Source organism: Nocardia altamirensis NBRC 108246 (assembly GCF_001612685.1).
Taxonomy (GTDB): Bacteria; Actinomycetota; Actinomycetes; order Mycobacteriales; family Mycobacteriaceae; genus Nocardia; species Nocardia altamirensis.
Window position 1 is genome coordinate 67,961 of record NZ_BDAY01000050.1, and the last position, 19,717, is coordinate 87,677.

Here is a 19,717-nt window from a genome sequence, read left to right on the forward strand (position 1 = left end):
GAGGCCTACATCATGAGCAGAGTGGACCAGCTCAAGGAGCGCCGGGCAGCCGCGGCCGCAGCGGCCCAGGAGAACTTTGTCGACCCGGACGCCGTCGACGTCGGGCCAGCTACCGAGCAGTCGAGCACTTCTACGTCGGCTCCGAGCCCCGTCACCTCCACCCCGGCAGAGGCGGCGCCCCCGAAGAGGGCGCCGCGCAAGCGGACTATGGCGGTCACAACCGATGGGCGGCCGACAAAATCAGTAAACGTCGTCTACGTCAGCGAAGCTGTTAAGAGGCGCTTCGACGCTCAGCGCCACAAGACCAGAAAGGTCAGCCACCAGCTGGTGCTCGAAGCCATCAGCAAGCAGAGGGCCGAGCTGGCGACGATCATCGAGAACTCCCGCTTCTCGACGGCGCCGGTCGACGACTTGTTCCCTGCGGATCCGAAGGCGGTGCGGTATCTGGGCGGTGGAAGCGCTCAGATCCACTACAACATCACTCCGGACCAGGACGCCGTGCTGGACGAATTGACCGCCGAACTCGGGTTCGACACGAGGAGTACCTGGATCGCACCAGTGCTCAATGCGTACCTGGGCGGGCGCAAGGAGAAGCTGGCGGGGCAGGGCTAATTTTGCACCGCGCAGCGCCATTCACGGCTGATGAGCGGGGTCCCCTGCCCGGGCGTACTTCGCTTGCGGACGCGCTGTACAGCATTCGCCACGCATTAGAAGGGTCACGAGCGTCAGCTGGTCGCCACCGAGAGCCAGGCCAGCACGGTTCGTGCCCTTGACCAAGACCGTGACGAGAGCAAGGAAGTCGTCCTACATCTGTCAACGAACCCGGCAGGTGGCGGGTGAGGGGAATTCGGTTGGAGCACCGATTCCGGCTAGAAGCCTTGGGGGAGTGCAGTTTCGGCACCAGTGGGCGTAAACCGCTTCTTCGCTCGGGATCACGCGAAGGCAGTCTGGCCGGGTCGTCGGAAGGCGGGCGGCTGTTTTGCTGAGGAGCTATCAGGACTCCGACACGCGTAAGAGGAGTCATAAGCGTCGGCTGGCTCGCCGGTTACTAGTCAGCTGGGGACTGGAGCGGCGGCTCGGTCAACGTCTCGTCCGGCCGGACATGCTGCGCTAAGCGGTCGTTCGACGCCTAGGGCGACCTGCCGAGCCGCTGAGAGAATGTTGGACCGAGGCCCGGGTCGAATTCCTGTTGGGGTCAACTATCCACAGCCGATCCGGAAGCCACCCTAACAGGTATCTTTCATAGGGGGTTTTAAATACAGGGGGGACCACGATTTCTGCCGTCTGACCTGCGGGTTTGGGCGTGTTGCGGAAACTGTTTCTTCGCTTGCTTGGCAACTGTTTCTTCGCTGCTTCCTGGGAAAATGCCGATTTTTGCGAAACTGTTTCTTCGCTGAGGGCGACTGAAGTTATCCACAGGGAAACTGTTTCTTCGTGCTTATCCACAAGGGCCACCTCGGGAAACCGTTTCTTCGCTCCGGCGAAACCGTTTCTTCGTCACAGCCCCTGCGTCGCTCCGGCGAAACCGTTTCTTCGCCGGGTGGTTGTGGGGGTCTACCTGGCGAAACCGTTTCTTCGCTGGGGCGGCAGGGGGCCCGCTCCCAGCGGAAACCGCTTCTTCGCTGCACTCGGTGCATTCCCGTCTTCTGGATCGTCGCAGGTAGCCGAGCATCGGTAAACCGTTTCTTCGCCCGGCCGCTCACGTCACCGTCCTGGATGCCGAATCGCCCGCTCAGGACGTAAACCGGTTCTTCGTGCACTGCGTGCACCTTCTGACCTGCAGCAACGCGCTGGCCTTCCTCGGCGGGCCGGGGGAGGGAAACCGTTTCTTCGCTGCACTCGGTGCACCGGCGGCCCGAGGATGTAAACCAATGCTGCGCTGACCGGGGTGAATCCCGCGACACGACCAACCGCGAATCCCGGACTTGAACATGAGGAGTGGCATGATCGCGAGCATGGCTCCCAGCAATCAGTCAGCGCTGGACTTGCCGCCGGGCGAGACCGTACCGCTGCAATCGGTGTCGCAGCCGCCCGCCCCGAAGAAACGCAAGGTTCGCCTGGCTCCGAAGCACATGGCCATCACGAGCATGCCGTACAACAAGCCGGACATCACCGTCGAGAAGTGGGTCCGCAAGAACGGCCCGGAGACCGTCACATGGCAGGCTGGCACCGGGCAGGACGAGAACGGTGAGACCGTATCTATCGGGCTCCCGTACGGGATGATGGCTCGCCTGATCGGGATCTGGTGCGCCAGTGAGGCATACCGCACCAAGAGCCGCGAGCTGGAGCTCGGCGGCAACCTGGCCGAATTCATGGAACAGATCGGGATCGAACGAGAACAGCAGTCCGGCGGTGTCCGCGGCAATATAGGCGTGGTCCGCGAGCAGGCCGACAAGCTGTTCTCATCGAGCATGAGCGTCCGCGTCGAAGCCGCCAGAGACGGCAGCCGCCCGCTCGAGCACCAGCTGACCTCGGTCGCTGTCGGCCATACTCTCTGGCTGACCCAGAGCGAGACCCGGGGACGGAAGTCCCAGATCGAGCAGACGGAGTCACGCAAGTCGACAGTGACCCTGTCCCAGGAGTATTACGACATGGCGATCAAGAACCCGGTGCCGGTTGACGCCAACACCATCCGCAAATTGCGCGGCGACGCCCGCGGATCGGCCATGGCTTTCGATCTATACGTGTGGCTGACCCGGCGCATGTCCTACGAAGAGGAATACCGCCTCGTGAGCTGGAACGCCACGATGAGTCAATTCGGCTCCACCGTCACCCCGACCAGCAGTCGGCAGGCCATCCGCAAGTACCGGCTGGCCTTGACCTCCGCTCTGGACCGTGTGCTGGACGCTTACCCGAAAGCCAACGCGCGCATTGTCGAGAAAGGAATCCTGGTCGGACCCGGCGCAACGGATGTACCACCGAAGGGCTGGAACGACCGCAACGGCTTGGAAGAGCAATGGTACGAGGAAAACGGTCACCTGTTCTGACCGGCCGCTGCTCCGCCGCCGAGTCGGACGGCGCGCTGGGTTTGGACGGCCATAGACCGTGCCGATAGTGGTCAACCGCAACGTAGCCCGGTGTGCCTGTCATCGCCTGGGACGTGCTCGTCAGAACGAGGCGGCTCGGTGTATACACCGGCCCCGTTTGTACCGCCAGACAACGCAGTGAGCAGTGGAGCTACACAGTCAGCCCACCGGACGTCGCCTTGCACTTCAGCCTTGCTTGCTCTTCGGCCTTCAGGTTTCGCGGCGGCGGAGTGTTCTCGCAGTCTCGTCGGCAGCTCGCGGTAGAGCTGTTGTCTTCGCGGTGACCCTTCTAATGCGCCCGGGGCCCGGGGCGCAGTGAACCGTCGATCGCCGGCCCCGCCAGCAGCGAGGGATGACCCTTCTAATGCGTGAGCGATTCCGTGACTGCGCGGGTAGACCGGATGCCCAAGCGATCTAGTCCACCACCTTCACATTACCCTTAATTAGGTGTAATGTTGTGTGGAATTGATCCTCCCACTCAACAAGGAGAACATCCCGATGCACGATCCGGTCAACGTCAATCAGATCTACGCCGTCAGCATGCAGGCGTTTCGTAATGGCCAGTGGTCCAAGCCTTTTGAGATCGAGATCTACGCGGGAGGCTACGGCCAGGCCGCGCGGCGTGGTGTGGATCGCGCCATCCAGAACGCGTTGGGCTGGAACGCTGCCCATTCCGACAGCGTGGCCCTTCGGCCGGTGCAGGCCAGCGCCTATCGAGTGCTCTCGGTTGCGCCCGCTCATCTCGCGCACGACGCCGCGAACCGAGGCCGGGCGGTCGAGGATGCGGAGGGGGCTCGTGTGCTGATCACGATCGATCTGGAGGCGTTGGTGGCCCGTGCGGGGCGTGCGGCCTGAGTGGACCTCGCACCCGATCGGTTTCGTGCGCCGGATTCCTTGTATGGCGATTTCAAGGGGTGTCGTTGCCGGTCGGTGCGAGTGCTGGGCACCGAGTTCCGAGGATGTTGTCACGGAACTCGGTGCCCAGCGCGTGGGTGAGCAGTTGCTCGGCGTCGAGGTCGAGGGCCAGGTGGATGTCGGCGGCCCGGCCCAGCCGGGCCAGGGTCAGCAGCCGGGGATCGCGGCAGTACCGGGCGGATTCGCCGATGACCAGCAGGATCGGCGTGCCCGAGCCGGTCCCGTCGTCGCGGTGGCTGCGGAACCGGGTTTCGACCTGTTGCTGCAGGCCCTCGAGGAGTTGATCGGCGGCGCCGGGCGCGGCGATCGCGCGGGTGATCCTGTCGTCGTGCCCGGACAGGGATTTGTCGCCGCGGTCGGAGTCGATGATGTAACTGGTCCATCCGGCGGCATCGGCTTCGCGCAGCAGTTCGCCGATCGTTTCGGTACTCCAAGGGGCAATCCAGGTGTGTGCCTGGTTGGCGCCGGGTGTCCATTGAGCCTGCTCAGCCATGATGTGCCCCTTCGTCTCGGTGTGCGGTCGGGGTCGAAAGCATCGGGTATGCCTGATTCTCGCACCCGGGTTCGGCCTGGTCACCTGGTATCGCCGGCCAGCTTTTCGGGGGCCCCTTCTTCCCGCGTTCCGCGGATCTGGGGATAGACATTCTTGGACATTACCCCTAATTAGGTGTAATGTTGGTGGGGTAGCGACTCACACCCTTGGAGGACGCGATGCTCACCACCACGATCGGACCCCTCGCCGACGGCACCACCGACGAGGTCGCGTTGCCGACCTATGAGATTCCCGCCGACCGGCTCGGGGAATTCGGTGCGCGCATCGCTGTGGCCAACCGCAAGCTGGCCCGCCACGGCATCGCGCAGCGGTTCGAGACGGTCGTCGAGGACTTCACCCGCGAGCGCACGACCGAGGACGACATCGTCGAGGTTCAGCACTGGGTGCGGATCACATTGTCCGCGCCGGTGATCTCCTACGGCGGCTGGGTGTTCGTGGCGAGCCTGGATTTCGATTTCGGTGAGGCGCTCGTGCGGTGTGCGCCGGGCCAGAGCCTCGATGGGTGGGTGCGTCCGGCCGAGAACGTCTGTGAGCACTGCAATACCGTGCGCCGTCGCCGTGTGTCCTATGTGGTGCGCCACGCCGAGACCGGGGAGCTGCGCCAGATCGGCAGTTCGTGCTTGAGGTTGTTCCTGGGTGTGTGCCCGGCGGGGCTGTGGTCGCTGAGCTTCCCCGCCGAACTCGAGGAGCAGGCACGCCAGGCCCGGGCGGCGGGGTGCATGGTCGTCGATTGGGACGTGCGTCAGGTGCTGGCGTTGGCCTGGGTGATCTCCGAGCAGGGCAAGAGGTTCGTCTCTGCGGGGACCGCACGCGATCGGGACACCGTTTCCACCGCCAGCACGGTGCGCTGGATGCTCACCGTCCGGCGCGACCATCTCCACGGTGATGCGCTCAAGGACTACCGCACGTGGAAGGCGGCCGCGGCCGAGGTGCCCGAGGAGGTCGTCGACGGACTGCTCGCTGCGGCCCAAACCCTCACTCCGGGAACCGATTACGCGGAGAACATGCGCATCATCTGCGCCGCGACCCACGTCACCGGCCGCTACGTCGCGTTGCTGGTCTCGCTGATCGCGGTCGCCAACCGCAACGCCGAGCGCGCCCGCGAGACCGCAGCGCGACCGGCCGTCGTCGAGGAATACCTCGGCGAACCCACAGCAGTGCTGACCGACATCGACGCGGTGGTGATCACGCACCGCTACCTGCCCAGTGACCGCTACGACCGCACCGACACCTTGATCATCTTGCTGGCCGACACCGGGCATTTGCTGAAGTGGAAGGCCTCGGGCGCACGCGATGACATCGAGCACGGCCGCCGGTACCGCATAACCCGCGCCGCGGTGAAGGCCCACACCGTCTATGAGAACCGCGACGGCGTGAGCCAGTACCAGACCGTCATCACGCGGGCCAAGCTCACCGCGCTGGACACCGAGCCAGCTCCCGAGCCCGCCCAGTCCGCCATCGGGCTCGTCGAATGAACCACCGCCACAACCGGTCTCGCCGAAAGTCGAGACATCCATTCACGGGCACCGAAACCCGTTCGACACCAAAGGAATTCCATGACCAACTATCGCGAAGTCATCATGGCTAACCCCGCGCTTATCGTGCCCAAACTGGTTGTTGCGCGGGGCGTACTCGCTGGCTTCGGAGAGTCGTGGCCGCCACCACAGGCCAGAACGGTCTTGCGGCAGGTCACCGTTCGCGATCGCAGCCTCGAGCCGTGGTGGGCGCGTCGATTGTCACGCCCGCGTGCGGTCGCCACCGTGCTGACCCAGCACGAGTGCCAGCACGAGGGCTGCGGAGCGCCACGCGGTGAACCCCATTGGAACGGACCGGTGCAGGAGTGGACCAATCCGTGCGGACACCTCGACCTGCCCGAACACATGATCATCGAATCGTGGCTCGTTGAGATCGCCTACGTCGAACAGCGCTATCCAGGCCGCACTCCGGCAACAGACGCCATCCCCGCTGAGCCCGAATCGTCGAGTCGCCTAGCACCTTTTCAACGGCCGGACCTCGGCCGCGGCTGAATTCCTTCCCAACCCATCCGACAACCCGTCCTAGAACGGCGAACCAGAAAGTAACGCTATGCCTGAACCCCTTGTACTGACCGGCAAGTCTCCCGGCGAACTCGCCCTGATGGCGTTCACCGCGGTAACCGCGGCGGGCTTTGCAGCCCTGACCGAGGAACAACTGCGTCAGTTCCCGGGCCGCCAGACCGACATCTTCAAGAAGGTGTCGACCAATGCGCTCGAGGCCGTCCTGCGGTTCGCGATGATCCTCGGCGTCTGCGAGGAGGACCTGGACTCGGCGACGGTGCAGACCGTCGTGCAGTTGACCGAGTCGGCCAAACCGCCGGGCAAGGGGGTGAGCGCCTGATGAATCGATGTGACGCGCGCCAAACGTAGCGCGTCGGCAGGCCCGAATCTACACCGATCCTGCTCTGACCCGGTGACCGTTTCCCTTGGCCACCAAGTGAATTCGACAACTGAACAGGCACGTTCTCCGGTGAGCGCGACGCGTTCGCTGCAGATCAGTGCTGCCTTGTGCCGGTCCGGGCCGATCCCGGTTCGGCTGATGTCCGCCTTTCGAACACGAACAGGAGAACAACCATGACGATGTCCAGACACAATCCCCGCGGCCGCGCCGCCGCGGCCGCGGCCGCTCTGCTCGCCTCGATGAGCATCCTCGGTGGCGGCGCCGCGACCGCACAAGAGCAGAGCCAAGCCACCCCGATCCCGGCACCCATGCCGGCGCCGGTGATGCCCGCGCCGGCCCCGATGCCCGATCCGTGGCCAGGGATCTTGGCTCAGCTGGGTGCTGCGCCGCCAGCTCCGACGTCACCGGCGCCGGAGTCCCAGGCAAGCTATAGCGACGACCTCGACGGATGGATCCTCGAGTCGCTGGCGGTCATGGATCATCACGGTATCCCGGGGAGCTATGAGGGAATCCGGCGCAATGTCATGCGTGAGTCCAACGGCGACCGCTGGGCGGTGAACAACTACGACAGCAACGCCGCGGCGGGAACGCCGTCCAAGGGGTTGCTGCAGGTGATCGATCCGACCTTCCGCGCCTACCGGCTCGAGGGCACCTCCGAGGACATCTTCGACCCGGTCGCCAACATCACCGCGGCATGCCACTACGCCGCGGCGACCTACGGAACCATCGACAACGTCGACGGACCCTACTGACCGAAAACCGCTCTACAACACCATGATCCATCCGAAACCCTGGGCATACCCATACCCCAACCTCACCCCTAGCTAGGGGTGAGGTTGGGGTGCATATCGCAATTCGGCTCGATCCCTACTCGCGGAAGGCCTCACCCATGAACCGCACACCCGAGGATCCGGGCTCGCCGGGCCCGCCGGCCGCCGAGCGTGTGCTACTCGATGAGGACCAGCGGCTGCTGCTGGCCGGCGGTGGTGGGTGGCCCATCGCCTATGCCCTGGGGCTGCCCGAACGCGGTGTCGCCCAGCTGTTCAACTCGCCCTGGCGCAGTGCCCTCGACGCCGACGTCGTCGCCGTGCGCCCGCGGTGGCGTGCCTGCCTGCAGGGGTTCCGCATCGAGTCCGACGCGATCCGCCTCGGGCCCGCGGCCGCAGACGCCGAACCTGTCGCGCCGGTCGTCATCACCCGCCGGCGCCTGGACGCCTTCGCCCGCGCCCTGCCCGCTGCGTTGAGCCGGGCGCTGGTGGAGGCGATGAGCAGCCGCGATCACGACCGGATCGACCACGCCGTACTCAGCGCGCTCGGCCTGACCGACATCCGCGGCGCCGAGGCCGACCGGGGTGACACCTACCTCGACACCGCCGGCGCACTCGACGACGAGGACGATGACGAGCTCGAGGCGCCGGTGCGCCGGCGGCACCCGGGATGGTGGGGCTGGCTGAAGCGTTGCGCCCAGACGTTGCCCCTTCATAGGAATACAGTCGGGGGCGTGGTGCAGATGATGTATTTGTCGACTATCGAGCTCGGTGAGATGCACGAGCAGGGGGTGGAAACCGCACGCTCTTACTTCAAGGACGATCGCTACCCGCCGTGCGACTCGGTGATCGGTGGCGGGCTGCTGCGCGGCAAGGTCCCCGGGCTCGACCCGGTCGAGCAGGACCCCCAGGGGCGCAGCGACGCGCGATGGGGATGGCTGCCCGAAACCGGTGTGAACTGGGAAAAGCCCGGTCGTGGTTTCCGTGCGGATCTGCACGAGGATCCAGCGCCGGCGACACGGGTGGCCGGCGTTCGCACTGCCGCCGGTTTCACGATGTATTTGTCGGTTCTCGAGTTCGGCGAGATCCACGGCCACGCCGCGGAAACCGCGCGCGCCTACTTCAAGGACGGCCGATACCCGTTGTGGGACGCGGTGGTCGGTGGCGGACTGCTGCGCGGCAAGCTTCCCGGCCTCGACCCGGTCGAGCCGGATCCGAAGAAGCGCTCCGACGCCCGGTACGGGTATCTGCCCGAAACCGCGCTCAACTGGCGCAAGCCCGGCCGCGGCTACCGTTCCGATCTGCACGACTGAAACTGCCGGACCGGGCCACAGTCACATCGGATTGAACCGGTGCGGTGGGAATAGGCTGGCGCACAGAAGGTTCCGGCTCGATATTCTCGGGCCGGAACCGTCGGTGATCGTGTGGGGAGGGGGTGCGCTCAGCTGCCGGTGCTCGGCAGGTAGGTCGGGGTGGGAAAGATCGAGGTGACCGGCTCGGGGCCGATGTAGTGCCGACACCCGCACGCCACGGTGGTGGCGTATTCCCGGTTTTCCACGGTCTGAACGTAGCCGTTTCGGTCCAGGACAGGGTTGCCGTCGCTGTTGCGCACTACGGCGTCGGTCTCGTTGTAGATGACCTTGGTGTGGCCGCAGGTGCCGTTGTGATGGTCGTGCAGGGCCAGGTGGTGGCCGCAGCCGCAGATCGCGCGTTTGGTCGGATCGGGCGTTCGCCGGAAGATGTTCATCGCGTTCCTGTCTCGGTGCTCGGCTCGGGGGTGAGGGGGCGCGCGTGGGTCTCGGCGATGGCGTCGTGGCGGGCTTCTCGCGTGGGGTAGGCCTGGGTGCTCAGGTCGCCCTCGGTGAACACGACCGTGCCGAACAGCTCGCCGCCGGGGTGGTCGTAGTAGGCGATGATCCGGTAGGGCCACTCGCCGTAGACCAGCTCGTCGGTGCCGGTGACGACGTACCACGGGGTGATCGCTTCGAGCAGGCTCGCCCAGTCGCGGCCGTCGAGGTGATAGCCGTCGTCGTCGACGGTCTCGGGGACCGGCGGCAACATCGACCTGTCGACTTTTAACGCTGCTGCTTCGGAGGCGGGTGGGTCGGCAAGGGGATCGGAATGCGAGGCCATCGGGGTGGTCTCCGTCCGTGAGTGTTTCCCTACACATTACACCTTATAAGGTGTAATGTGTAGGGCATGAACACCACCGCTCCCGCCGCCGCCCCGACTACCTGCCACACCTGCCTAGGGATGGCCGGCTTCCTCCACACCCGCCCCGCGGTCCGCAAGAACGGGGTCGTCATCCGCGGGCCGGTGCATGCCTACATCTGCGACAACGACCACGTCACCACGGCAAGCGTGAAATGACCCCGCCAACCCTCAGATCGTTTGTGGCGTCGACCATGAATCCAAATCCATTGCCCTGGTAGGAGATCCCGGATGAGCGCCATCATCGAGACCTGTATCCGTGAGGCCTACGCCGCGATAGGCACCCGGACCGTGCGGCTCGCCGAGCTGCGGCTTCGGGTGCCCGCCAGTCCTGCCGCGGTCGACACGGCGTTGCGCGCGATGGCGCGCCAGCCCGGCGTTCACCTGCGCGCCGAGGCGGACCAGAAGACGCTCACCTACTCCGACCAGATCGCCGCCATCGTGCTCGGCGGCACCGCACGCCACACGCTGCTGATCGAGCCCTGACCTCCCACACCCTGTCCCCGCACACAAGGAGAACTTCAATGATCGAGTCGCATAGTGCCCCCACCTCGCAGATCACCTTCACCCAATGTGATGAGGAAGGACTCACTTACACCGCAGGCGACCGATTCGACGAGGCAGCGCCGTTCGCGCGTTTCTGGTTCCGTGAACGCACCGGCGACTGGGATTTCCGCGTCGAGTACGAGGGCAACCCGATCGCCCTGGCCCGGCCGCAGTCGGAGGAAGCCGCACAAGAGATGGTGCACACCGTCTTCGCCAAGTTCTATGCCCGCCGGGGACGTTCGGGCATCGCCGCGCAGCGCGATCAGTACGGCAACTGCTTGCACGCGGGAACCGTCACCGAAGACGGCATCGAAATCTGCGACAACTGCCATCGCCGTACTTCGGGCATCGAAATCCCTTTTTGACCCGAAATGCCCTGCCGGCGCCCACACCGGTTGGGCGCGGAACCCAAACGCCTTCCCCTGACAGGAGATTCAGATGCCTGCGCCTCGGGCCCTGCGCTACAACCGCCCCACCTTCCGCGTGCCACTCGCCCACCGCAGGGACGTGCACGCCGCTGGGGGTGAATGCGACTTTTGTGTCCTTCTCGAACAGCGATACGAGTGGGAAGAGCGGATTGCAGCCATGACCATCGCCGAGCGCATCAACATCGGATGGCGCCACGCACAGGACCGCATGCAGCGCCTCATCGACGCCTCGACAGCCCTCGACACCTGCGACGGTTGCCCGTTCTAGCCGAGTCGCCGAGACAGCATGCGCGACTACGCAGGGGCGGTGGCTCGAGGGAGGGGCAGGCGGCGGCGGGCTTGGTTTTCAACTGCCGCAATCGCTTTCGGACGCCTGACGTCAGCGGCTCTACATGTACCAGGCAGGAAGGACGTGGTCTCAGCGGTCTGCGCCGATTGCCGTGCGCGCAGCAGCATTTCGGCCGCTTCGGTCATTGCCGTCGGTCCGGGGGCCACGGCGTAGACTGCTCGGTGGCACGGCTACGCGTGCCCGCTCCGAGTCGTGATGGCCCACGTCCGCCACGACAGCGAAGACAAGGTTCCTTCCCGAATCGTGTAGCAGCCATTCGCCAGGTCATCCATGTACCCGCGGCGAGACTGGGCGTGGGGCGTCTCGCGAGATGGAGCGCATGATGACCCGTGACCGCCGCCACAAGGCCGCGATCCGCACCCACCAAGCCGCGACCGGAGTCTCCTACATGGTGGCCCGTCGGCAACTCGATAGTCTCGGTTCGCCTGCAGCGACGTCCGACGAGGTTCCGGCCGGGGTGGAGATTCTGCCGCCGTTGAGCAGCTGGACTAGGCCCGTGCAATGCCGATGGTGGGCTGAGACGGCAGCTAGACACGGACCGCTGATGGTGGTGAACGTCAGCAGCGGGGCGCGGTGGTGGGATCTCGACGATCTGGTCCGTGGCGTCGCCGGAGCCACGCAGGACCGACCTCCCGAGGAACGCGATCTGTGGATCAATCTCGGTGGCAGTTCGTATTTCGTGACCAAGCGCGAACACCTTCCCGGCATGGCCGAGGTCCTGGCCGCCGCGGGCGCGCTGTCGCGGCTCACGGTGCGTGCGGTACCTGACGCGGCCCACTGCGAACACCGCAGTTGCCGCCGGCGCCGAGGAGAGCCCGCGGAGCCGGGGCCGGCGAAGCCCCGGCGGCCTGCCGTGCGTCCCTCGGTGGAGCATGCACCGATGCTCGGCTTGGCTGAGGTGATGCAGCTCCATCCGCATCTGACTTACTTCGGTGTGGGTGCCTACCGTCGCTCTGGCCAGACACCCGCGCAGTGGAACGCCGAAGTCGCTGAGGGGCGAACGCAGCTCGTTTCGCACGAGCCTTCGGTGGTGGCACTCGCTACCTGGCTGCGAGAGAATGTCATGCCGATCAAGACGCCCAAGGTCGGCAGCTATGGCATGAAGCATTTGGTGGAGAACGCGCTCGGCACATACGTTTCCAACGGCGAACTTATCGCCGCGGCTCTGATCGCCTCCTATCCGCACCGCTACATCACCGGCCCGAACCTCCTGCTCGGGATGAGCGCACGAGACATAAAACGGATCAGGGCCACCAGGCAGGCCACCGGATAGCAGTGGCGGGCCGAGGACTTCGTCGATGCTCCAACGGCCGCGTGGGGCTCGTGCGCGGGTTTCGGCCGCGGCAGTTACTCATGTGATTCGGCGGGAGTCTCGAGTGCCTTGTCCAGGTCGGTGAGGGCCTGGTTGAGATCACGGCTTTCTTCTTCGTAGCGTAGGGCGATCAATTGCACGTGGCCGATGAGTGTTCCGAATATCTGGTCCACCGTGTCGAGGGTGAAGGGCAGGCCCGGCAGGTGCGGATGCTCCCACCACTCGGCGGGATCGGCGTAGGGCACCGCTGGTGTGGGCAGGGTGCGCAGTTCGGTCAGCTTCTGTGCGACCGCACGCAGGTCGGCGGCTGCGGAGTCCGCGGTTCGGCAGCCCTGGCGCCACACGTGCCGCATGTCCTTGATCACTTCGGCTTCTTCGTCGGGTTCGCCGAATTCGATTGTCTGGCTGGTGATGTCGCTGTTCATCGCGGGTGTCCTTGGATAGGTGGACGCATCCGGGGGTTGGCTGGGTGGACGGCTTGGTCGTGTGGCCGGGCTTAGTTGCCGTCGGCGGCGTGTCGCGGTGCGGGGCCAGGGCTATACCCCGGTGCGCCGGTCGCGGAGTGTTCGCCGCGGTGATCGTCAGGGCTGGCGTTCTCGGCGAGGATCCTGGTCACGATGTTCTTCTCCTCGGCGTTGAGCGGTCGGTTGCGGGGATCGCGGCTCTGGCTGAGATACCACTCGCGATTCTGATCCCAGACGCGGCGTTCGGGCCCGTCATCGATGGCCGCGCGCGCGGCTTTCCTGGTGGTTCGGGTGGCGATGGTGGCACCTCGCAGATCGACGACGTCCCATCGGCGCTCGGTGACACGCTTGACGGTCCATTCGGTCGGCGGGTGCAAAAGGTATTGGCGGGCGGCGTTCTCGAACGCCTGCATCTGCGCTGAGAGCGGCGGTGCGGCAGGAGTGCGGGCCATGTCGCCCAGCAGAGCGTTGGCGTTGGTGCAGACGATGGTGAGGTAGTGGCGCATCGCGGCGGCGGTGTCGGTGGTGTCGGGGTAGTCCAGGGGTTTCGATCCGCTGGTGACGGCGAGTAGGCGCTGGTGTGCGCCGTTGTTGCGGATCAGGATGTGGTAGCCGGTGTCGTCGTGGGCGTCGTCGCCGAGTAGTTGCAGGTGCAGGCGCGGGTCACCGGTCAGCACCTGGCGGTTGCGGGCGGCGGTAATCAGCTCGGCCAGGTCTTCGCCGGGTGCCTCACGGGTGAGGCGGGGCAGCAGGGCGTCGAGGTCGTCGATTGTGTCGATGTCGGCGGTGACCACCCAGCGGGCGAACGCGTCCTCGTCGATGGCGAACTCGCCCAGATCGGCGGGGACGGTGACGGTGAACCCGGCGACCACGACCGCGTCGGTGTCGGTGCTCGCGGGTGGGTGTGCGCTGGTGGTGTCATCTGGGGTGCGGGTGGGTGGCATCGGATCTCCTTGGTGCACAGGGTGAACCGCGTCCGGTGCGGGGCCGGGGGTTCGGGTGCCGTTGGCGATGGCCTCGTATCGGTTGGCCTCGCGGCGGTAGTGGTCGTGTTCGGTGGTGAGCCGGGTGTTGAGGGCGGTGAGTTCGTTTGCGATCTCGCTTGCGCGATCGGCGGCGGGCCCGCGCATGCGCTGGGCGTGGTGTACTGCGGCGACGCGGTGCAGCGTGGCCGGGTCGGGGCGGGTGGTGAAATGGGTGAGCAGGGCGCGGACCACGGCGGCCATGTAGCGGTGGGTCTTGTTGGGGGCGTTTTTCGCTGGTATCGGTGGCCCGGCGGCAGTTGATGCGACCGGTCGGGATGGAGTCGATCGCGGTGATGTCGAGTGCGGTTGTGGTCCCGACGATTTCGATGCCGTTGATGACGGGTTTGTTCGCGCGGTCGTGTTCGCTGGGTAGGTGTTCGTGCTCGGCGCCGTGGTAGACGTCGACGGTGGTGATAGCGGTTTGGTCGGCGGCCGCGGAGATGGCTACAGTCCATGTGCCCGACAGTCGTGCGCCGGTGAGGGTGTAGTAGCTGAAGCCGGTGGTCCAGTCGGTGAGCAGGGTGCCGCGCGCGACGCCGAATCCGGCTCCCACGTCGAGTTCGATCGCTGCGGGCTCGGCGGGCACGGGCCGACACGGCCGTACCGGTGTCCCGTGTGGCAGACCGCGATCGAGCAGCGAGGTGCCGGTGTCGAGCAGCGGTCGTCGGCAGGCCGGGCATCGGATGGGGTTGGTGGTTGACTCTGTCATCGAGATTCTTCCGATCGCGTAGAGGCAGGAGTTGGGCGTGGCGGCCGGGTGGCCGTGAACGGTGAGGGGCGTCAGGACTCAGTTGTCGATGAGGGCGTTCTGCGGTGCGGGGCCGGGGGATCGGGTGCCGTTGGCGATGGCCTTGTATCGGGTGGCCTCGCGGCGGTAGTGATCGCGGTTGTCGGTGAGCCGTGCGGTCGGATCGGCGAGTTCGTTGCCGATCTCGGTCACGCGGTGGGTGGCGTGGACGCGCATCTGCTCGGCGTGGTGTCGTGCGGCCACGCGATGCAGGGTGGCGAGGTCGGGCCGGTCGGTGAAGTGGGTGAGTAGTGCGCGGATGACTGCGGTCATGCGCTGGCGGGTCTTGAGCGGGGCGCTCTCGAAGTCCTGGGCGGCGAGCTGGCAGTTGATGCGGGCGGTGTCGAGGCTGTCGATGGTGGTGATGTCGAGTGCGTATGTGGCACCGGCGATTTCGATGTTGTTGATGACGGGATTGTTCGCGCGGGATTGTTCGCGGCCGATGGTGTCGTGGTGTTCGCCGTAGTAGACGTCGATGGTGGCGATGCTGGTTTGGTCGGCGGCCGCGGTGATGAGCACTGTCCAGGTGCCGCGAAGCCGTGGTTCGGTGAGGGTGTAGTAGCTGTAGCCGGTGGTCCAGTCGGTGCGGACGGTGCCTCGGGCGGTGCCGAATTCGGTGCCCAGGTCGAGTTCGATCGGTGTGGGTTCGGCGGGAACCGGCTGGCATGGGCGGCCTGGGGTGGCGTGTGGCCAGCCATGGTCGAGTAGCTCTTCGCCGGTGTCGAGTAACGGGCGTCGGCATGCCGGGCACTGGAGAGTTTGTGCGCGGGCGATCCTCATTCGATTCTCCTGATCGGGTTATCAGATTGGGGGACAGTCGCTTTCGCGGTGGTATCGCTGCCCAAGGCAGTCGTCGCTATGCCGTGGAGATGGCCGGGGGTTGTGGAGGTTCGTCGGTGACGGCGCGGGGTGCGTCGCGGTCGAATCGGCGCAATTGCGCGGTGTCGAGGCGGGCGAATTTCTCGCCGAGGATCCCCTCGGCGGTGAAGTGATAGACCGAGTGCGCGTCGCTGACGTGGCGGTTTGGTAGGGCGTGGGAGGCCATGTAGCGGTAGCCGCCGATATCGGTCGCGATGGCATCGGGAGGCCAGTCGAAGGCCTGGACGGTGAAGCTCTCTGCGCGCACGTGCACGAGGCCGCTCTTCTGGCCGGGGCGACGCAGCAGATAGCGCTGCTGGAAGCCGGAGGCTTGGCGTTCATAGGCGCAGTCGTCACACCACGCGAGCAGGCCGTCGTGACACGGGAACACGACGTAGCCCTCGCCGTGGGCGCTGGTGATGGAGCCGTGATAGGCGGCGAATGACCCGATGACCGGCGGGGTGTCGACCATGATGGACCTCCGAGGTGGAGAAGGGGACGAGCGGGGCTGGCTCGTCTTGTGCGGTCAGTTGTCGCTGGTCGGGTCGACGGGGGCGGCGTGCTCGGGGGCCAGGTGCACGGTGGCGGAGTAGCCGCCTTCGTCGGGGTCGACGAGTTCCCACTCGCCGACGACGATGTAGCCGTTCTCGGCCAGCATCTGCGTCGCTTTCTCCGGGGTGATGTCGTCGGGCAGACGCTCGTCGCCTCCGGGGTAGGAGTCGACGGGCGGCATGTGCTCGTCGGCGGGATCGGAGACGTCGATCTCGGCGCTGTAGGAGGAGAAGGCGGCGCGAAACTCTTTGGCGGGCATCGGGGTTCCTTCGGTCGGTGTGGGGTGGGTGCGGTGGTAGTCCTCGAAGGCGCGGCAGTAGGCGGCGAGGAAATCGGTGGGGTCGGTGCCTTCGCCGACGGGTTCGTCGGTGGCGCGTTCGTAGATCGAGACCGACCACTCGGTGATGTCGTCGCGGTTGGTGGCCAGGTTGTGGTCGGTGCTGGTCGCGATCAGGTACAGCGTGTTGTCGGGGTCGTGGGTGGGACACAGGTCCGATTCGATCGCCCACAGCGTCATGCCGCCGTTGTCGCGGATGAACGGGTGCGCGCCCAAGGTGGTGAGAATCTGGAATTCGTGCTGGTAGAGCTGTCGCAGCTCGGCGGCCGCCGCATCCCAGCGGGCGTTGCGTTCGGCAAGCGCGGTTGCCTCGCGTTCGGCGAGTTGGGCCGCGTCGCGTTCGGCGAGTTCGGCCGCGTCTTGTGTGTCCTTGGACTGTTGCATCATCATGCGCGGCAACCCCTTTCGATTCCGGGAGCGGATCAACACCCATAACATTACACCTAAGAAGGGGTAATGTTCAAGAGGTGTGCACCCCGCTCGGTGACGAGGATCGGGGTGGGGCCGGTCGGGGCCGACATGACGGTGCCGCCGGGAAGGGGATCTCCGGCGGCACCAGTTCCCGGCGCGGCGGCCGGCAAAGGGGGGATTTGCCGTGATGTCCGCGGGCGCCAGGTCAGCCGCTCAAGGGGGAGTGAGTAGCTGACCTGTTGCGAATATTACGCCGGGGGTTGCTCAGATCCAGCGATTTCGCGCCGGGGTTCGGTCTGGGCTGCTGGCTGGCGGTCTGCGGTTTTGCCGGGTCGGTTGCGGGTTCGTTTCACGCGGCCGTGTATCGAGCGCCGGATCGGCGCTAGTACGCCGTTGGCGTCGCGCAGGGCTTCGACCTTGGCGGCGCACTCGTCGCTACAGGACTGTGCCGAGAGCGGCGGCTCCTCGACCGAGGGGTCACACAACGAGCCGGTGAGCGGGGTTCGCCAGTGGTAGCCCCAGGAACTGGGCTGACCGGCCTCGGCGCAGGTCCGTCCGCACCCCGCGCATACCTCGTCCTGCCACTGGTCGCGGTGGACAAGCGCGACCCGATCGCACTCGCAGGCGAAGCAGTACACCAGCGAGGCGGCCTCGGTCGGCTTGCGATCGGCGTCGAGGCGGCCGACGGCACACCCGCAGCAGGCGGTGACGTAGTCGGGGTCAAGGGTCTGCGCGGCTATCTCGGTGAGTCCGCATGCGCAGATGACGTTGCCGGTGTCCGGGTGCGCGGCGAAGGCGTGCTGGTGTGAGCGGGGGGCCATCACGAACCCGCCTGCTCGGCCGCCGGGGTGGTGTCGGTCAGTCGCAGCACGTCGCGGGCTGCTTTGGCGTAGCGGAATCCCTGTGCGATGTGGGCGTGGTGGGCGAGGACACTGCGGCGCTCATCGGCCGCCAGCGCGACGCCGTCGACGGTGGTCAGGGTGTCGCCGATGTAGATCAGGACGTTGGGACCCAACCCCCACAGGATGGCGTTGATCGCGGCGCCCGCGCCCGCGAGCGGGTTGACCTCGGCGAGATACCAGCAATAGTCGGCGGGCTCGGCGCCGTGGGCGCGAAAGTGCTGCGCGGTCGAGAGGATCAGGCCGCCGGTGCCTGCGGCGTCGTCGCCGATCCGGGCGCCCGCCGGTGGCGGCGTCGACTCGATCAAGCGGTCCGGGCGAAGTACCAGCTCGGAGATCAACGCCGCCGCGTCCGGCGGTGTCGGAAATTCGGCGAGGCCGTCGCGGGCGCCGGAGGAACGCAGGTAGATCAGGACCGTTCCCAGCAGGTCGGCGCTCGAGCGGTCCGGTGCGTGCGGGTAGCCGGTGATCTCGGTCAGGCCCGCGTGCAGTGCGGCATCGATGACCGCCCGGACTCCGGCGGTGATCTTCGGGTCGGACGGCTCGTCGAGCCACGCACGCAAGGGCTTGGCCGTTTCGACCAGATACGGCTCGGCCAGCCAGAACACCGCCCAGACCCGCCGCAGGCACGCGATCAGCGCGTCATCGTCGAGTCCTCGCCACCACAGGCGCGCACGCTCGACCTCCTCGGGCGAGGGGTGCTCGACGGGCCAGCGCAGGCACAGGGTCGCGACGGTGCCCAGCGCGATGTCGATGCGCTCGCAGGCGTGGCTGGCGGTGGTGTTCCAGGCTCGGCACACCTGCTCGGCGATGTGGTGGCATCGCTCGGTCGTGCCGGTCATCGCGCAGCACCCAGCACGGCGGCGGGATCGTCGAAATCGACTGTGCGCGCGATCAATTGCACCAGGTCGGGAACGTTGTAGGTGTGCCCTGCCGCGCCGAAGAATCGGCCGTTGATGGCGATTCCGCCGGTGTGTGAGAGCTGGTGCGCTGTGCGGGTATCGAGCCCGCCCTCGGCGGTACGCGGGACGGTGATCTCGGGCAGGGCGCGCTCGAGCGCATCGATCACCAGGGCCTCGGCAGCGGGGGAGTAGCTGCGCTGGTGCAGGGTGCCGGAGACGAGGTGGGTCCCCGCGCTGTTGTTCAGCAGGTGGGTGCTGAAGGCCTGCACGGCGTCCTCGGAAGGGCCGTCGGTCCAGTGCACGGTGACCCAGGTGCTGGTTCCGCGCCCCAGCCGGGCGCCGAACCTCGCGGCGGGCCATTTCTGGCGTAGTGCGATGCGCAGAATCGCGCTGGTCTCGGTGAACGAATAGTTGGCCATGTCTCACTCCTGGGGTAGGCGACACTGCCGCCGTGGGTCGAAAGATGTTGGTGGCGGCCGGATCCTGTGCCTGGTGGCGCTGGCCACTGGGCGGCGCCGCGGCAGTGCCGGTGTGGCTGCCGACCGGGCGGACTCGGGAAGTTCAGTGGTCGCGGGTTCGGTCGAAATCGACCGGGGCGTCAACAGGAACAACATTACACCTAATAAGGTGTAATGTATAGAGGTGATCTCCTGATTCCCGCCATGCCGAGATTTGTCCGCACACACGGTTGACTGGCGGCTTATATTGCTGATGTGCCAGCTCAGCGCCTCGGCCCTCGGCGATTGGGGAGAGAGGACGGCTGCCCGTACAAGACGCGGGTCGCCGGCGCCGCCGCGTGCCGAACCTGCGGCGCGCCCATCATCCGCCACACCGAAGGCCGGCCTCGCACCTACTGCGATTCGACCTGCCGCTCCGCCGGGCACCGCGGAGCCCGATCCTCGAGCGGCGCCCGCACCCGTGAACTGCCCGCCCGCCCGG

General features: G+C 66.3%; 24 protein-coding genes. 14 read left to right on the forward strand and 10 right to left on the reverse strand.

Annotated features, from left to right (window positions below; all coding sequences use genetic code 11):
- Positions 1 to 21: 21 nt before the first annotated feature.
- The 3 genes from NA11_RS44140 to NA11_RS25615 all read left to right on the forward strand — a co-directional run bounded on the left by NA11_RS44140 (position 22) and on the right by NA11_RS25615 (position 3,881).
- Positions 22 to 612 (forward strand): hypothetical protein, encoded by a 591-nt coding sequence (locus NA11_RS44140; protein WP_141717835.1) that lies wholly within the window; start codon positions 22 to 24, stop codon positions 610 to 612.
- A gap of 1,331 nt (positions 613 to 1,943) precedes the next feature.
- Positions 1,944 to 2,987 carry a replication protein RepA gene (locus NA11_RS25610; protein WP_069164547.1) on the forward strand — a complete coding sequence of 348 codons (1,044 nt, stop codon included), beginning with the start codon at positions 1,944 to 1,946 and terminating at the stop codon, positions 2,985 to 2,987.
- Positions 2,988 to 3,485: 498 nt separating this feature from the next.
- The gene (locus tag NA11_RS25615; protein WP_069164548.1) at positions 3,486 to 3,881 is read left to right on the forward strand and encodes a hypothetical protein; all 396 of its coding nucleotides are present in this window, start codon (positions 3,486 to 3,488) and stop codon (positions 3,879 to 3,881) included.
- A 52-nt stretch (positions 3,882 to 3,933) separates the two neighbouring features.
- Here NA11_RS25615 and NA11_RS25620 read toward each other — a convergent pair whose 3' ends face one another.
- The gene (locus NA11_RS25620; protein ID WP_069164549.1) at positions 3,934 to 4,434 is read right to left on the reverse strand and encodes a hypothetical protein; all 501 of its coding nucleotides are present in this window, start codon (positions 4,432 to 4,434) and stop codon (positions 3,934 to 3,936) included.
- A 218-nt stretch (positions 4,435 to 4,652) separates the two neighbouring features.
- On the opposite strand from NA11_RS25620, the gene NA11_RS25625 reads away from it, so the two are divergent.
- The 5 genes from NA11_RS25625 to NA11_RS25645 all read left to right on the forward strand — a co-directional run bounded on the left by NA11_RS25625 (position 4,653) and on the right by NA11_RS25645 (position 9,010).
- Positions 4,653 to 5,969 (forward strand): hypothetical protein, encoded by a 1,317-nt coding sequence (locus NA11_RS25625; protein WP_141717836.1) that lies wholly within the window; start codon positions 4,653 to 4,655, stop codon positions 5,967 to 5,969.
- Positions 5,970 to 6,050: 81 nt separating this feature from the next.
- Positions 6,051 to 6,521, forward strand: coding sequence for a hypothetical protein (locus NA11_RS25630; RefSeq protein ID WP_069164551.1), 471 nt, complete (start codon positions 6,051 to 6,053; stop codon positions 6,519 to 6,521).
- 58 nt (positions 6,522 to 6,579) lie between these two features.
- Positions 6,580 to 6,870 carry a hypothetical protein gene (locus NA11_RS25635; protein ID WP_069164552.1) on the forward strand — a complete coding sequence of 97 codons (291 nt, stop codon included), beginning with the start codon at positions 6,580 to 6,582 and terminating at the stop codon, positions 6,868 to 6,870.
- Positions 6,871 to 7,103: 233 nt separating this feature from the next.
- Positions 7,104 to 7,682: a transglycosylase SLT domain-containing protein gene (locus NA11_RS25640; protein WP_084655070.1), complete on the forward strand. Its 579-nt coding sequence runs from the start codon at positions 7,104 to 7,106 to the stop codon at positions 7,680 to 7,682.
- A 137-nt stretch (positions 7,683 to 7,819) separates the two neighbouring features.
- A complete protein-coding gene (locus NA11_RS25645) occupies positions 7,820 to 9,010 on the forward strand; it encodes a hypothetical protein (RefSeq protein WP_069164553.1) in 1,191 nt (396 codons plus the stop codon).
- A gap of 128 nt (positions 9,011 to 9,138) precedes the next feature.
- Here NA11_RS25645 and NA11_RS25650 read toward each other — a convergent pair whose 3' ends face one another.
- Both NA11_RS25650 and NA11_RS25655 read right to left on the reverse strand, forming a co-directional pair.
- Positions 9,139 to 9,444: a hypothetical protein gene (locus NA11_RS25650; RefSeq protein ID WP_069164554.1), complete on the reverse strand. Its 306-nt coding sequence runs from the start codon at positions 9,442 to 9,444 to the stop codon at positions 9,139 to 9,141.
- Complete coding sequence (locus tag NA11_RS25655; RefSeq protein ID WP_141717837.1) at positions 9,441 to 9,830, reverse strand: hypothetical protein; 390 nt, start codon at positions 9,828 to 9,830, stop codon at positions 9,441 to 9,443. Before NA11_RS25655 ends, NA11_RS25650 begins: the two co-directional genes overlap by 4 nt.
- A 66-nt stretch (positions 9,831 to 9,896) precedes the next feature.
- Here NA11_RS25655 and NA11_RS45825 point away from each other — a divergent pair, with 66 nt between their 5' ends.
- From NA11_RS45825 to NA11_RS46365, 5 genes are all read left to right on the forward strand, one after another.
- On the forward strand, positions 9,897 to 10,067 hold the full coding sequence (locus NA11_RS45825) for a hypothetical protein (RefSeq protein WP_167837729.1): 171 nt from the start codon (positions 9,897 to 9,899) through the stop codon (positions 10,065 to 10,067).
- 72 nt (positions 10,068 to 10,139) lie between these two features.
- Entirely contained in the window at positions 10,140 to 10,394 is a 255-nt protein-coding gene (locus NA11_RS25660) for a hypothetical protein (protein ID WP_069164556.1), read from the forward strand.
- A gap of 38 nt (positions 10,395 to 10,432) precedes the next feature.
- Positions 10,433 to 10,819 carry a hypothetical protein gene (locus tag NA11_RS25665; RefSeq protein WP_069164557.1) on the forward strand — a complete coding sequence of 129 codons (387 nt, stop codon included), beginning with the start codon at positions 10,433 to 10,435 and terminating at the stop codon, positions 10,817 to 10,819.
- A gap of 73 nt (positions 10,820 to 10,892) precedes the next feature.
- Positions 10,893 to 11,150: a hypothetical protein gene (locus NA11_RS44995; protein WP_141717838.1), complete on the forward strand. Its 258-nt coding sequence runs from the start codon at positions 10,893 to 10,895 to the stop codon at positions 11,148 to 11,150.
- 625 nt (positions 11,151 to 11,775) lie between these two features.
- A complete protein-coding gene (locus NA11_RS46365; protein ID WP_218023377.1) occupies positions 11,776 to 12,504 on the forward strand; it encodes a hypothetical protein in 729 nt (242 codons plus the stop codon).
- A gap of 74 nt (positions 12,505 to 12,578) precedes the next feature.
- Here the strand turns inward: NA11_RS46365 and NA11_RS25675 are convergent, their stop codons facing one another.
- The 5 genes from NA11_RS25675 to NA11_RS25695 form a co-directional block, all read right to left on the reverse strand.
- Entirely contained in the window at positions 12,579 to 12,968 is a 390-nt protein-coding gene (locus NA11_RS25675) for a hypothetical protein (protein ID WP_069164558.1), read from the reverse strand.
- Positions 12,969 to 13,039: 71 nt separating this feature from the next.
- The gene (locus NA11_RS25680) at positions 13,040 to 14,233 is read right to left on the reverse strand and encodes a hypothetical protein (RefSeq protein WP_069164559.1); all 1,194 of its coding nucleotides are present in this window, start codon (positions 14,231 to 14,233) and stop codon (positions 13,040 to 13,042) included.
- 586 nt (positions 14,234 to 14,819) lie between these two features.
- Positions 14,820 to 15,599, reverse strand: a complete 780-nt coding sequence (locus NA11_RS25685; RefSeq protein ID WP_069164560.1) for a hypothetical protein — start codon at positions 15,597 to 15,599, stop codon at positions 14,820 to 14,822.
- A gap of 76 nt (positions 15,600 to 15,675) precedes the next feature.
- Entirely contained in the window at positions 15,676 to 16,149 is a 474-nt protein-coding gene (locus NA11_RS25690; RefSeq protein WP_069164561.1) for a hypothetical protein, read from the reverse strand.
- Between the two features lie 54 nt (positions 16,150 to 16,203).
- A complete protein-coding gene (locus tag NA11_RS25695) occupies positions 16,204 to 16,956 on the reverse strand; it encodes a hypothetical protein (RefSeq protein ID WP_069164562.1) in 753 nt (250 codons plus the stop codon).
- Between the two features lie 530 nt (positions 16,957 to 17,486).
- On the opposite strand from NA11_RS25695, the gene NA11_RS45000 reads away from it, so the two are divergent.
- On the forward strand, positions 17,487 to 17,786 hold the full coding sequence (locus NA11_RS45000) for a hypothetical protein (RefSeq protein ID WP_141717839.1): 300 nt from the start codon (positions 17,487 to 17,489) through the stop codon (positions 17,784 to 17,786).
- Positions 17,787 to 17,797: 11 nt separating this feature from the next.
- On the opposite strand, the gene NA11_RS25705 is transcribed toward NA11_RS45000, so the two are convergent.
- Together NA11_RS25705 and NA11_RS25710 are read right to left on the reverse strand one after the other, a co-directional pair.
- A complete protein-coding gene (locus NA11_RS25705) occupies positions 17,798 to 18,718 on the reverse strand; it encodes an N-6 DNA methylase (protein ID WP_069164564.1) in 921 nt (306 codons plus the stop codon).
- Positions 18,715 to 19,197 carry an LPD29 domain-containing protein gene (locus tag NA11_RS25710; protein ID WP_069164565.1) on the reverse strand — a complete coding sequence of 161 codons (483 nt, stop codon included), beginning with the start codon at positions 19,195 to 19,197 and terminating at the stop codon, positions 18,715 to 18,717. Before NA11_RS25710 ends, NA11_RS25705 begins: the two co-directional genes overlap by 4 nt.
- Between the last annotated feature and the right edge of the window lie 520 nt (positions 19,198 to 19,717).